This is a genomic window from Acinetobacter sp. YH12231, assembly GCF_013417755.1.
In the GTDB taxonomy this organism is placed as follows: Bacteria; Pseudomonadota; Gammaproteobacteria; order Pseudomonadales; family Moraxellaceae; genus Acinetobacter; species Acinetobacter amyesii.
Map to the genome: position 1 here is coordinate 45,124 of NZ_VPDJ01000004.1, position 13,996 is coordinate 59,119.

General features: G+C 41.9%; 9 protein-coding genes and 1 pseudogene. 2 read left to right on the top strand and 8 right to left on the bottom strand.

The window, feature by feature from the left end; all coding sequences use genetic code 11:
• The first annotated feature begins 125 nt into the window (after positions 1-125).
• On the top strand, positions 126-1,031 hold the full coding sequence (gene hcaR / locus FTV11_RS02375) for a DNA-binding transcriptional regulator HcaR (RefSeq protein ID WP_180002937.1): 906 nt from the start codon (positions 126-128) through the stop codon (positions 1,029-1,031).
• Positions 1,032-1,437: 406 nt separating this feature from the next.
• On the opposite strand, the gene FTV11_RS02380 is transcribed toward hcaR, so the two are convergent.
• From FTV11_RS02380 to FTV11_RS17295, 8 genes and pseudogenes are all read right to left on the bottom strand, one after another.
• Complete coding sequence (locus FTV11_RS02380; protein WP_168377928.1) at positions 1,438-2,295, bottom strand: alpha/beta fold hydrolase; 858 nt, start codon at positions 2,293-2,295, stop codon at positions 1,438-1,440.
• A gap of 293 nt (positions 2,296-2,588) precedes the next feature.
• Positions 2,589-3,869, bottom strand: a complete 1,281-nt coding sequence (locus FTV11_RS02385; protein WP_168377929.1) for an OprD family outer membrane porin — start codon at positions 3,867-3,869, stop codon at positions 2,589-2,591.
• A 536-nt stretch (positions 3,870-4,405) separates the two neighbouring features.
• Positions 4,406-5,425: a 4-hydroxy-2-oxovalerate aldolase gene (gene dmpG, locus FTV11_RS02390; protein ID WP_180048815.1), complete on the bottom strand. Its 1,020-nt coding sequence runs from the start codon at positions 5,423-5,425 to the stop codon at positions 4,406-4,408.
• 11 nt (positions 5,426-5,436) lie between these two features.
• On the bottom strand, positions 5,437-6,333 hold the full coding sequence (locus FTV11_RS02395) for an acetaldehyde dehydrogenase (acetylating) (RefSeq protein ID WP_180048814.1): 897 nt from the start codon (positions 6,331-6,333) through the stop codon (positions 5,437-5,439).
• A 36-nt stretch (positions 6,334-6,369) separates the two neighbouring features.
• The gene (mhpD, locus tag FTV11_RS02400; RefSeq protein ID WP_078189749.1) at positions 6,370-7,167 is read right to left on the bottom strand and encodes a 2-keto-4-pentenoate hydratase; all 798 of its coding nucleotides are present in this window, start codon (positions 7,165-7,167) and stop codon (positions 6,370-6,372) included.
• A 689-nt stretch (positions 7,168-7,856) separates the two neighbouring features.
• The gene (locus FTV11_RS02405; protein WP_111884106.1) at positions 7,857-8,525 is read right to left on the bottom strand and encodes an HAD-IA family hydrolase; all 669 of its coding nucleotides are present in this window, start codon (positions 8,523-8,525) and stop codon (positions 7,857-7,859) included.
• Positions 8,526-8,676: 151 nt separating this feature from the next.
• Complete coding sequence (locus FTV11_RS02410; protein ID WP_078189751.1) at positions 8,677-9,648, bottom strand: RluA family pseudouridine synthase; 972 nt, start codon at positions 9,646-9,648, stop codon at positions 8,677-8,679.
• 55 nt (positions 9,649-9,703) lie between these two features.
• Positions 9,704-10,012: pseudogene (locus tag FTV11_RS17295) on the bottom strand (hypothetical protein).
• Between the two features lie 394 nt (positions 10,013-10,406).
• On the opposite strand from FTV11_RS17295, the gene FTV11_RS02415 reads away from it, so the two are divergent.
• Positions 10,407-13,835 (top strand): Rne/Rng family ribonuclease, encoded by a 3,429-nt coding sequence (locus FTV11_RS02415; RefSeq protein ID WP_180026629.1) that lies wholly within the window; start codon positions 10,407-10,409, stop codon positions 13,833-13,835.
• Positions 13,836-13,996 lie beyond the last annotated feature (161 nt).

Consider the following 13,996-nt stretch of genomic DNA (forward strand, 5'->3'; position numbering starts at 1 on the left):
AAATTGCCGAGAACACCATTTATTTCGTGAATGGTAAAATAATCCTCACGCAATAGTTGTTTATAGATTATACTGAACGGACTTCTAAGTAAGACATTTTTTGGATTACTCCACGGGTTGATTATATGGAATTACGACACTTACGCTACTTTATTACTGTCGCTGAAGAACTCAATTTCAGTAAAGCTGCGTTAAAACTTTATACTGCTCAACCTTCTTTAAGCCAACAAATTAAAGATCTTGAAGAAGATGTCGGCGTAAAACTGTTGCACCGTACTAAACGTAAAGTTGAGCTCACAGAAGAAGGTGCCGTATTTCTAGAACAAGCACGTTTGACACTAGCTCAAGCAGACAAGGCCGTGGCGATGGCACGTCAGGTTTCACAAGCCAAACAGCAGATGCTGCGCATTGGTTTTGTCCCTGTCGCAGAGATGAAAATCTTCCCTTATGTGCTGCCAAATTTACGTGTTCAGAACCCAGAACTCAAGATTGAATTACTCAGTTTAAATAACCGTGATCAGATGAAATTGCTGCAAAAAGGTGAACTGGACATCACTTTTACCCGCAATAACTTCCACAGCGACGAAATTGAAAGTCAGTTTGTACTGCGTGAACCGCTGATCTTTATTTTACCCAAAGATCACCCTTTAGCGAAGTACGAGCGCATTCCAGTTAAAGCATTGAATGGGATTGATTTTATCATTCCTGCACGTGAACAATCTGGCACGTTGCATGAAGCCATTTTGGACTTTGCTTCGACCCATGATATTCAATTTAATATCGTGCAAAAAGCCGACAATATCCTGTTTAACATTAACTCCATCGGCATGGGCTTAGGCTGCACGATCCTACCGGGATACATCGCGCCATTGACCATGAACAATACGGTGATTCGTCCTTTAGATGTCGAATTACCGTATCTAGACTTGTATGTAAGTTACCGAAAAACGGCGAGTTCTGTGGCTGTAGATAAATTCCTTGAACTGCTAACCAAAGTTTTTTATCTCGATATTAATCGCGAACAGCGTTAATTTTCGCCAAGTCATAATTTATAGATATAGCACCATTATTTTTAAAATGAATAATGGTGCTTTTTTTATGGCTAAAAAGTCGCTTTTTTAATCGTTTAAATGTTTTAATCGACGCAATTTATCTATCATGCATATCGACTTGATGGAAAATAACTTATAAATTTTAGTTTAGACATTGATAAAAATTGCTAAAAATTGCCGATTTACAACTTAAGTCTAATAAATAATTCCCCTTCCCCAACCATTCAGATGAGCTTATTTTATGCCTTTTTACTGATTTAGACCGTACACTGTCGACCCATTAATGAGAATAATACTCATTTAAAGTATTTCTTTCAAAAGATTTATATAAAAAAAAGGATGGCAAAACCATCCTTTTTTTGAATTTCATGTCAGTGACAAGAAATTACACACCACGCGCTTTTAAATAATCTTTAATCACGGTGTTGAATTCTTCTGCTTTTTCAACTTGTGACCAGTGACCACATTGGCTAAAGATATGCGCATCCGCATTTGGAACTGTGTTCAAAATATCCCACGTACGAGATACTGGAATCACCACGTCTTGTACACCGTGAATCAACAATACTGGCACAGTAATGTCTTTCATTTTTTCAAAGTCGAGTGGGAATTCGAAACGGTCACGGTCGCGTGCGCCAACAACATCCATCAAACGATTTGATGCATAGTCATTTGCAGCAGAAGCGAAACGTACTTTTACCAATTCGTCTGTGATCAAGTCTTTGTTTACAACAAACATAGACAAGGTTTTCTTGATGCCTTCTTCGGTTAATACAGGGTTTGCATGTGCTTTAAGTGCTGCAGTTTGTTTAGCACCGCCTGTACCCATAGACACGATACCCAATACACGTTCTGGATAGTCCAAAGCCATTTGGAATGCTAACCAGCCACCGAGTGAGTTACCCACTAACCAAGTTTTTTCAATACCTAGGGCATCTAACGTACGTACAGCGTGATCAACCCAAGCACGGATACCATAAGCAGTATTCGGTGCAACAACAGTTTGACCATAGCCAATCGTATCGATAGCGATACAACGAGCTTGTTCACCAATTTGTGGAAGGTTTAACCACCAGTTTGCCGCAGCAGATACACCTGTACCTGAACCGTGTAAAAATAGAATTGGTGTGCCTTCACCCACTTCGTGGTAATGCGTTAATTCGCCTTCAGCAGTTTCAATCCATTTATCTTCTAAACCAAAGAATGAATCAGTTGTATAGTCAGGAATCTGAACAGTGCTCATACATGCTCCTCGTATTGCGTAGAGCTTATGTTTCAATCCATAACGGATTTAAACACAAGGGGGACTCTTTTGGATTTTGTGGTTTTTACAGTCTCATATTACCTGTTCAGCCACTGCTAACTGATACATATTTACGATCATAAACAACAAATAGACTATAATTTAAGTTATTGTTTTTAAATACATAACTCAAAAATATATCCATAAAATCTTTGAGGTATTTCTTTTTTAAATAAACCAGCGAATAAAAAGGGAAGCAATGAATCCACTTCCCTCTTTTTTATCCTGAGAAATTAGAACTTATAGGTATAAGTTGTCGCGACACGGTACTCTTGCAAGTCAGATTTGTAATCGAAATCGGCATCGATATACATTGCCTGGAAGCCTAAGCCCTTCAACTTACCTTCAGGCACGGTGTAGTTCACGATTAAGTTAAGCTCATCAGATTTTTGATCTTTCAGGATGCCATTTGCAGTACCAATTTCTGCATCAGAACCTGTAAAGTAAACCGCTGTAGCATTTAGGCCTTTCGCACCAAGCTCTGCAAAGTCATAACCATACGTAAAGCCCCATGATTTTTCATTTTTTGCAGTAAATGTTGCTATACCCCAGTTGACTAAGTACGGCTGCGGCACCCATCCACCCAGTGTTGGGAATGCATTATCACCAAACATTTGTTGATAACCCAAACCAAAGGTATGCGAACCGTAATTCACTTTCGCACCAACCGATAACGCTTGGTTATCAATTTCGCCATATAGTTTGTCACCCGAATCCGAGTTATCGAAGTAACGGATATGGCTATCCAGTTTGGCTTTGTCACCTAACTTGGTTTTATAGTTCGCGCCGACATATTGCTGTGTGTAGATGTCTTGAACATCGGCATACCAGTAGCTACCACCAATTTCAGGTGTGAATTGATGGTCAATACCCGCAATATACATACCATCAGAAGTTGGCCCAAGATCATAATGACCCATGGTGCCATCTGGTAATCTTTTACCTGGAGCGAACATTGATAAATCACGGAATTGGTTGTCATAACGGTTATTGATCCCGTCAATGTATGCCAAAGTTAACTTAGTATCTTTAATCTCTTTCGACTCTAACCATGCACCGCTATAAGTTGTCATTAGCTGACGAGATGGATCGAAAACCAACACTGGAGAAACTGGTAATAACTCACCCACTTTCAACTCAGTTTCAGATACTTTGGCTTTAAGGGTCACGCCCACTTTACCAAAGTTATCTTTTGATTCTTTACCATCGTGCGGCAAGATCCAGTCTGGGTTTTTATCGCGTGCATTAAGTTTAAATGCATGTTGAACCAAAAGGTCAGCACCCACTTGAATACCTGCACCAATATCTTGATACCCTGACTTGGCATCCAAAGTCACACCCTGTGACCATGAACCCCAGTTACCCGCCGGATTTTCTTTAATTTGACGGTCTAAGTAGAAGTTTTTAAATTTCAATTGTACTTGGCTGTCGTCAACAAAGTCCGCATAAGTTGCAGATGTTCCTAATGTTGCTGTCGCAGCAAGAATTGCTATCCATAAATTTTGACGACGCATGGCTTATTCCCAGTGATCAAATTAAGCTATGACATCATCATGCTCAACAATACCTTGGAAAAAAATCCGACTACAGTATTAAGGTTTATCAGGCTTTTGTGCGACTTGAACTTTGGAAGCTATTTCTGCTTATTTTCCTTAGAGATTAAAACAATAACTCTTTTTTATCATTTAGAACAACTGATTAAATTAACCCCATGTTTTATTAACATAAAATTTAAAGTTTTTTATTTTTTGCAATTACATGCGCTGTATTAATTGCTTTTAAGTTTAAACAAAGTTTTTTGCTGAGATTTATCCTTATTTGAGTTATAAAATTTAGCTATGACATGATATTTAATTTATATAATCATCAACAACTTAAAGTTAAATTTCACCACCATGACTGCTCGAAATCGACCATTGGTTCGCAGAATTTTTCTTATTTCAATCCGCTTTCTATGCATCAATTCAATCTCAACTAAAAACCAAGCCCATATAGTCAGTTGAGACATAAAAAAAGCGCCCATTTCGGGCGCTTTTTGACTTAAAGCAAATTAAGCATTGGCTTCTTTTGCTTTAGACATGGTCAATGCCAAGTCTTCAATCATATCTTCTTGACCACCAACCGTACCACGACGACCAAGCTCAAGAAGAATTTCACGAGCAGATACGCCGTATTTCGCTTCAGCGCGTTTTGCGAACAATAGGAATGAAGAATACACACCTGCATAACCTAAAGTTGCTGCATCACGGTCAGCACGGATTTGATGTGTCATCATCGGGATGATCAGATCTTCTGCTACGTCTTGCACTTTAAACAAGTCAACACCTGTTTCAAGTTGCATACGGTTCGCAACTGCAACGAACAATTCAAGTGGTGTATTACCCGCACCTGCACCAAGACCCGCAGACGCTAAATCGACACGTGTTGCACCTGCTTGTACCGCAGATACAGAGTTCGCAACGCCCATACCTAAGTTATGGTGACCATGGAAACCAATTTCGATGTCTGAACCTAGGTTTGCACGTAAAATGCCAACACGGTCAGTCACATCTTGCGGCAACATATAACCAGCAGAGTCAGTCACATAAATACAGTTTGCACCGTATGACACCATTTTGCTGGCTTCTTCCAAAAGTTTTTCAGGAGTTGCCATGTGCGCCATCATCAAAAAGCCCACAGTGTCCATGCCAAGTTTACGTGCAGCAGTAATGTGCTGTTCAGAAACGTCAGCTTCAGTTGAGTGCGTTGCAACACGAATGGTTGCTACACCAACATCATGTGCCATTTTCAAATGGTCAACCGTACCAATACCAGGAAGTAAAAGTGCAGATACTTTCGCCTGTTTCAGGTTTGGAATCACCGCTTTTAGGTATTCTTCATCGGTTGCTGCTGCAAAACCATAGTTCACAGAGTTACCGCCTAAGCCGTCACCATGCGTAACTTCGATTAAAGGTACACCTGCATCATCCAAAGCAGTTGCAATGGCAACCATTTGTTCAGGTGTAGTTTGATGGCGCATTGGGTGCATGCCATCACGTAAAGTCATATCATTAATAATAATCTTAGACATGAAGACGCTCCTTATGCTTCAACTGAGTTTAAAACGCGTTCCGCAAACATTTCTGCGGTACGCGCAGCAGCTGCAGTCATGATGTCAAGGTTACCGGCATATTTAGGCAGGTAATCACCCAGGCCTTCAACTTCCAGGAAGATTGAAACACGGTTACCGTCAAATACAGGACCATTCACCAGTTTGTAACCTGGTACGTATTTTTGAACTTCTTTGATCATCGCATGCACTGATTCAGTGATCGCAGCTTGATCTGGCTCACCTTCAACAAGACAGTGCACAGTATCACGCATCATCAATGGTGGCTCAGCCGGGTTAATGATGATGATCGCTTTACCTGCTTTAGCACCACCGACTTTTTCAATCGCACCTGCAGTGGTACGGGTAAATTCATCGATGTTTTTACGTGTACCTGGACCCACAGATTTTGTTGAAACTGTTGCAATGATTTCGCCGTATTCAACAGGCTGAACTCGTGAAATCGCAGCAACCATAGGAATCGTTGCCTGACCACCACATGTCACCATGTTGACGTTCGGAACTTCACCTGCGTCCAATAACGCTTCTAAGTTTACTGGTGGTACGCAGAATGGACCGATTGCAGCAGGTGTTAAGTCAATCATTAACACGCCAAGTTCATTTAATTTGCGGCTGTTTTCAGCATGAACATAGGCAGAAGTTGCATCAAATGCGATTTTAATGTCGTCTTCAATTACGTGTGCAAGTAAACCATCTACGCCTTCAGCAGTGGTTTTTAAACCCATTTTAGCAGCGCGAGCCAAACCTTCAGACGTCGGGTCAATCCCCACCATCCATACTGGTTCTAAAAATTCGCTGCGTTGAAGTTTGTAAAGCAAGTCAGTACCAATGTTCCCTGGACCGATCAATGCACATTTAATCTTTTTCATGAATGCGTACTCTTAAAAATTCCGTAAAACCCAAGCTTATTTCGCTGCAAATGCTGCAGTCACAGAACCAAAGCCTTCAATTTCAACTTTGAATTCATCACCAGGATTTGCCACAACCATTGGGCCTAAAGCACCGGTCAATACGATGTCACCTGCAAGCAATGGACGACCTCGACGAACCATTTCGTCAGCCAACCACACTGCTGCATTTAATGGGTTAGAAAGACACGCTTTACCCACACCTTGTGAAACTACTTCTTCACCACGCGTCATGACCATTTTGCAATTTACAAGGTCAAGATCTGCAAGTTTTACAGGCTTAGAACCCAGTACAAAACCTGCTGAAGATGCGTTATCTGCCACAGTATCAATCAACGAGATTTTCCAGTTTTCGATACGGCTATCGACCACTTCAATTGCAGGCAGTGCATATTCTGTTGCACTAATAATGTCTGCATAGGTGTGTTTTTCTTTGGTCAAATCTTGGTTAATCACCAAAGCAATTTCTGCTTCAACTTTTGGCTGAATCAATAAACCAGCAGGGATTTCTTCACCATCGCCATACGCCATGTCAGCAAACAACATACCGAAGTCAGGTTGATCAACGCCTAACTGCGCTTGTACAACTTTTGAAGTTAAGCCAATTTTACGACCTACAAGGCGACGACCTTCTGCCACCGCACGTTTGGTATTCACTTCTTGAACGGCATAAGCAATATCTACATCAGCACTTTCACCACCAAGTTGTGGACGGATCGGTGCAATCGCAGCCTGATTTACTTCCGCATCGCGTAATGCTTGCGCAACTGATTCAACAACAGCAGAATTCGACATCAATGTTTCCTTAAACTGCAAAAATTGGATGCACAACGTGTTTCATCCCGATCACCATCAAAATCAAAGTGATGAAAGTCATGTCAGGATTCGCCTAAAGCATTTCACTTGACATACTACACGTTATGTTTAGATGCATTTAGCATCGAGATTTTAGAAAGTGAATACCAATACTTATTTTATTTATGACTATAGCTATTAGCTATAAATTAATCATTATTTATTATTAATATTCAAAAACTTAAGTCAAAATAATTAGATAAAATTCACTATTTTTTTCGCCCTTAAATCTGAATCTCTACTAAAAAACTTGGCTTATACGACTAAAAGATAAGATTAAAAGATTATTTTAGCGTCAAGCCAGCTTTTACACATAGGTGTTCAATTTCATCTGATTTAGTTTAATAAATTGAAAATTTAAAAATAAATCAATAAACAACAATAAGATAAAACTAAAAATTCAAACAAAAAATCTATTCCAGCTTGTGGTAAAAGGCCAAATAGTTGCGCTCAACTTTTTAAGGTAAATTTGCTAGAAGACTGCTTGTTATTGTAGAAAAATCTAGTGTTATTACTTTTTTAAATAATTGAATTTACTCATTTCAACAACTAGAGCTTGCGTTACTATTCATTTGGTAACAAAAAAGGTGAAAACAAATTTCACCCTTTTTACTCGTTTGTATCTAAAACTATACAGCTAGACGTAATTTCACGTGTTCTAGTAGAAATTCAGTCAAATCACCTACGCTATGTGCAATATGTAAGGGTTGAAAACACTGGAGTGTTTCTACAGTATGCACTCCATAGCTCACGCCTACACGTGGCATCTGAATATTGAGGGCCATTTCTAAATCATACGACGTATCACCAACCATAATGGCTTGATCGGCACGTAGTCCTGTTTCCGCCAAAATTTCTGCCAACATCAACGGATCTGGCTTAGATTTGGTTTCACTGGCTGCACGTGTCGCACGAAACAACTCATGACTTTGCGTTTGAGCCAAGACACGGTCTAGACCTTTACGACTTTTTCCTGTTGCAACAGCCAATTGTAGACCGGCATCGCGTAATTCCTGCAACATATCCGCGACACCATCAAACCACATATCCCCTTTGGAATGGGCCACATAGTGATCGGCATAACTTTGCAAAATGTCGCTGTGCAATTCGGGAACCGTCGGAAATAACCGCTGTGCGACTTCCGGCAGACCTAAACCAATAATACTTTTCGCATCAGCATCGGTCAGCGGCTGTGAATATTGATCTGCTGCAAATTTTAAACTCGCTACAATTTGACCCACAGAATCAAATAAAGTGCCATCCCAATCGAAAATGACTAGTTTTACAGCTGAGTTCATACGTTTTCCTAGATTTGATTCAGTGTTTGGTAATTCAGATTCTGGAGTGCATCAATTTATTTACCTCACCCCGGCCCTCTCCTTAAAGGAGAGGGAGAAAGAAAACTTACGAAGCAGTCCTGCTCAGGGAGAGAAGTCTCGTATTTAAAACTTACTCGTCATCTTCTGAAGACTTCACCACTTTGTCGGCTTTTTGCGCGCGTAGCTGCGCCACAAGGCTTTGCATATCTTCTGGCAATGGCGCTTCAATGGTTTGGTAACCCGGAATTTCTAAACGCATAGCATGCAGACATAAACGACGTGGCTTTGGACCACGGTATTCAGTTTCATGACCGTATTTTTCATCGCCCACCAATGGATGACCAATACTTAAACCATGTACACGGATCTGATGGGTACGGCCCGAAAGTGGAGACGCATACACCAATGTGGCATGCATAAAACGCTCTTTCACGTTCCACAGCGTCTTCGACTCTTTACCTTCTTTAGGTGATACACGAACACGACGCTCGCCATTTGCCAGTTCGTAACGATGCAAAGGCTGATCAATGAGCTGCTTATCCAAACTCACCACGCCTTTCACCACAGCAGCATAAGTTTTTTGGATTTTGTGCTCACGTAACATGTCTTGCAGGCTTTTTAACACACTACGTTTTTTCGAAATCATCACCAACCCAGAAGTGTCGCGGTCAATTCGGTGAATCAGCTCAAGGTATTTCTTCCCTGTTGCGGCACGTAAGCCTTCGATCAAGCCATACGCCACACCACTACCGCCGTGAACAGCAATACCAGAAGGTTTGTTTACCACCATTAAGCCTTCATCTTCGTACACCACACGGCTCAGTAAACTTTGTGCCACTTTGTCCGATACGGGAACCGCAGACTCATCTTTTTGCTCATAACGAATTGGAGCAACTCGAACTTGGTCACCAATATTGAGTTTGGTTTCCGCTTTGACGCGTTTTTTATTGACGCGGACTTGGCTTTCACGAATCAGACGATAAATGCGACTTTTAGGCACACCTTTCAGACGACTAAACAGGAAATTATCAATACGTTGACCCGCCTGATGCTCGTCCACTTCAAACCAGGTGACGCTTTGCCATTCTTGCGTAGAATTCATACAGTTACTGTGACCTAAAAAAATACTAAAATTGATTAAAAATTGATCATTTAAGCTATACTTTTCGCAAGAAACATAAGCTTAGCCCATAGGCAGATGATGCAAGGTTTGATATAGTCAGCGCACGGAAACCACCGTAACTGAGTAAAAGTTGATTCATTTCAGTATTTACTGTCATTGAACTTTCAAGCAATTACTCATTTAGCTCGGAAAGGTCCCAAAAGAATTATGCCGACGCCGAAGGCTTATTATATCGGCAAAACTGCAAACTGTTGCGTTTAATTGTGCCGTAGGTACATAAAACAGTTTGCCCCAAAAAAATATGTGCCAACCAAGGTTGGTTTTTAAACGTAAACTGATACACATCAGACCAGTCGCTCCCTGGAAATCGTGTTCAGGCCACAACGTTTGATGCATTGGATCTGCACAGTTTGTAAAGGTACGATGATAATTCCGTATCAAGACGCTCTATCAGATATGAATGGATGCTCTTCGAGCAATGTGACAGTGAAAGTTACTCACATCCAATGCACCGTTTGTCCGCCAGTGAAACGCGTTCAGGTGACTTTAATCGTTTAAAAGATTGAAGCCGTATTGCCATCATCAATACGTGAATCAAAAATCGTTGCCCACCCAAAGAAGGTCGGTACACATGCACAGATGATGTTTTTCGATCTGTGCAACTTGATCCATGCTATCTGATGCTCGCTACGAGTCAGGCGATGTTCTTCTGTGTATCACTATTAGGTGTTACACCCATGAAACGTATGTTGATTAATGCAACACATGCCGAAGAAATTCGCGTTGCACTTGTCACTGGTCAGCGTCTTTACGATTTTGACTTAGAGAATCGTACCCGTGAACAAAAAAAATCGAATATCTATAAAGGTCATGTGACTCGCGTAGAGCCGTCTTTAGAAGCTGTATTTGTTGAATACGGTGCAGGTCGTCAAGGCTTCTTGTCGATGCGCGAAATTGCTAACTCTTATTACAAAGCCGATCCTCGCCAAACTTCAAACATCCGCGAATTGATCACTGAAGGCACTGAGCTTTTAGTTCAAGTGGAAAAAGAAGAACGTGGTAATAAAGGTGCTGCCCTTTCCACATTTATCTCACTTGCTGGTCGTTATTTGGTCTTAATGCCAAACAACCCGAAAGGTGGCGGTATTAGCCGTCAAATTTCAGGTTCAGTTCGTGAAGAATTGAAAGAAATGTTGGCGTCTTTAAATGTCCCTCGTGGCATGAGCGTGATTGTACGTACTGCAGGTATTGGTCGTTCTCAAGAAGAACTCCAACTTGACCTGCAACACTTGCTTGACCTTTGGGCACAAATCCAAAGCACATCAAGTTCAGGTCCATCACCAATGTTGGTTCACCAAGAAGCCGGTGTGGTTACACGTGCAATTCGTGACTATTTACGTGATGATGTTGCTGAAATTCTGATTGACTCTGAGCAAGCGTATAACGAAGCGTATAACTTTGTTAAAGCAGTGATGCCACGTCAAATCGACAAATTAAAAACCTATACTTTAAATGAACCGTTATTCGCTCATTTTGGTATCGAAAGTCAAATCCAAACTGCCTATGAACGTGAAGTAAAACTTCCTTCTGGTGGTTCAATTGTGATTGACCAAACTGAAGCATTGGTTTCAATTGATATTAACTCTGCAAAATCAACACGTGGTAGCGACGTAGAAGATACAGCGCTCAATACCAACCTTGAAGCTGCTGAAGAAATCGCTCGCCAATTACGTTTACGTGATATCGGTGGTTTGGTTGTGATCGACTTCATCGACATGACCAAAGACCGTAACCAACGTATGGTTGAAGCTAAACTTCGTGAAGCAACACAAAGTGACCGTGCACGTATCCAATTCGGTCAACTGTCACGCTTTGGTTTGATGGAAATGAGCCGTCAACGCTTACGTCCATCGCTTGAAGAAGCCACTGGTTATGTGTGCCCACGCTGTCATGGCACAGGTATGGTACGTGACCTACGTTCTTTATCACTTTCAATTATGCGTAAAGTGGAAGAAATTGCGCTACGCGAACGTCATGGTGAAGTTCAAGTTGAAGTGCCTGTTGAAATTGCTGCATTCTTATTGAATGAAAAGCGTCACAGCCTTGTATATCTTGAACAAACTTCAAATGTTCGTGTGACTGTACTTCCACACCCTCACCTAGAAACACCACATTACGAAATTTCGTATAACCCTGAAGGTTTTGCACCTACAAGCTATGAACGCACTGAAGCGACACGTTCTAGCGAAAAAGAATTGGGTTACGAAGCATCTGAATGGCATTTAGGTGAAGAACAGGCCGCTGCTGCTCAGCAACAAGCACCTGTACAACAACAAGAAAAAGGCCACAAAAAGAATAAGCAACAACCCGTTGCTGCTCAACAAGCACCTGCACAAGTTGCCGCTTCTGCAGCATCATCTAGTCCATGTGCATGGTTAGAAAACTTATTTGTTCAAAAACAAGCTGCAACCGTTGACCAGTCGCGTACTGCAAACAATGCCGCTGCTGCAATTGAACAAATGGTAAATAGCGGTGCTGCAAGCCGTGGCCAGTTTGGTCAAATTACCCCTGCATCGGCAGTGCCTGTTGTTGTCGTAGACAATAATGCTTACCTTGCGCCTTCTTCTGTTGTGCACAAACAAGAACGTGACAGCCATTCAGAAAAAGCTGACCGTGAAGAAAAACGTCACAACAAAAAGCGTACTAAGCATAAAGAACCACGTGAACAAGAAGCTCAATCGCATCAAGTTCATGAAGAAGTGTTACAACCTTCACGTCAAGACCGTCAAGAACAGCGTAATAACGAAGCACGTCAAAACGAACGCCAAGAGCAACGCTCTGAACGTCAAGAACCGCGCCAAGACAACCGTCAAGACCAACGTGAAAACCGCCGTAACTCACGCCGTCAACACAACAACGAACAAGTACAGCAAGATGTTCAAAATAATGAGCAACCGCAGTCTGTTCCACGTCGTGACCGCAACAACCAACAACGTCCAAATCGCCCAAATCGCCACCGCGATCAAAGCGTATTGAACGAGCAAGCGATTGCTCAGGAAGTTGCAACTGAGCAACAACCTGAAAACCGCAATCAACGTCAACCTAAAGTTGAAGTTGTTAATGCACCACGTCAAGACGTGATGCCAACAGCACTTGTAGTAAATGTTGATCAAGCTCAAAGCGAAATCGTAGCGCTAAATACTGCCCCAGCAGTTGAAAAACCTGTAGAAACCCCAGTAGTCCCAAAAGCCGCTGTCGTTGAAGCAGAAAAAGTGGAAAAACCTGCGACTGAAACAAAAGAAGCAGCGCATAAACCACAGCATGCGCAGCAAAAACCGTCTCGTGCAAGCAATGACCCTCGTCAGCGCCGCCGTGAACAGCGTGAAGCTCGTGCTCAACAAGCACAGGCTCCGAAAATTTCGCCATCTCAAGTGCCGACACTAGGTCAATACACTATAAGCAGCTTGATTAAGCATGTATACGGCGAAGACTGCTCAGTACTGATTGAGCAATTTGGCTTAATTCCAACATTCAACCGTGCATTGCAAAAATTCACGGAAGAATATGCCGCAACTTTGACTGCACCTGCAGCTGAAACAGCTGTAGAGAAAAAGCCTGTCACTCGTGATGTTCAAGTTGCAAAAGCTGCACCTGAAGCTGAACCAGCGCCAATGTTGGATTTGACACCACCAAAGCCTGTGTCAGATAAACGTGTTGCTAATGACCCACGTGAGCGTCGTCGCCTTGCTAAACTTGCCGCTGAACAAGCGAAACAAGACCAAGCAAAAGCACATGCTGAGGTGGAAGCTACGCCTGTCGCAGACACTGCTATTGAGGCGCCTGTAGTTGCAGAAGCTAAAGCTGCTACAGTTGAAGCCAATGTATCCGACGTTGCAATTCAAACTGAAGCACCTGAACCCGTTCAAGCTGAAGTACCGACACCCGTTCAAGCTGAACTGGATGTGAGTGCGCAGCCTGAAAAGACGGAAGAAGTGTCTAAAGCTCCTGCTAAACCAGTAGAAGAAAAAGCTCAAGCCGTTGAAGCGGAAAAGAAAGTTGAGGTTCCTGTAGACGAGAACTCGGCCACTGAAGGTGAAAAACCTGCACGCCCTCGTCGTCCTCGCGGTCGTCCACCGAAAAAAGTAAACACCGCAACTGAGCAGTAATTTGCTATTTTGCAGGTGAATAAAAAAATCCAGTCATTTCGGTGACTGGTTTTTTTTTGATACTTTTGTCAAATTAGGTTGATTGCACTAGATCGAAACGATTAAAAGACAATTGTAGAATTTGCTGCAAATTTCATTGCAAAGAAATAGACCGTATCGGA

Coding starts and splice junctions, on each gene's coding strand:
- FTV11_RS02410 (WP_078189751.1), bottom strand. CDS start 9,648: ATGAATTCTACGCAAGAATGGCAAAGCGTCACCTGGTTTGAAGTGGAC.
- dmpG (WP_180048815.1), bottom strand. CDS start 5,425: ATGTCTAAGATTATTATTAATGATATGACTTTACGTGATGGCATGCAC.
- FTV11_RS02385 (WP_168377929.1), bottom strand. CDS start 3,869: ATGCGTCGTCAAAATTTATGGATAGCAATTCTTGCTGCGACAGCAACA.
- mhpD (WP_078189749.1), bottom strand. CDS start 7,167: ATGTCGAATTCTGCTGTTGTTGAATCAGTTGCGCAAGCATTACGCGAT.
- FTV11_RS02380 (WP_168377928.1), bottom strand. CDS start 2,295: ATGAGCACTGTTCAGATTCCTGACTATACAACTGATTCATTCTTTGGT.
- FTV11_RS02415 (WP_180026629.1), top strand. CDS start 10,407: ATGAAACGTATGTTGATTAATGCAACACATGCCGAAGAAATTCGCGTT.
- hcaR (WP_180002937.1), top strand. CDS start 126: ATGGAATTACGACACTTACGCTACTTTATTACTGTCGCTGAAGAACTC.
- FTV11_RS02405 (WP_111884106.1), bottom strand. CDS start 8,525: ATGAACTCAGCTGTAAAACTAGTCATTTTCGATTGGGATGGCACTTTA.
- FTV11_RS02395 (WP_180048814.1), bottom strand. CDS start 6,333: ATGAAAAAGATTAAATGTGCATTGATCGGTCCAGGGAACATTGGTACT.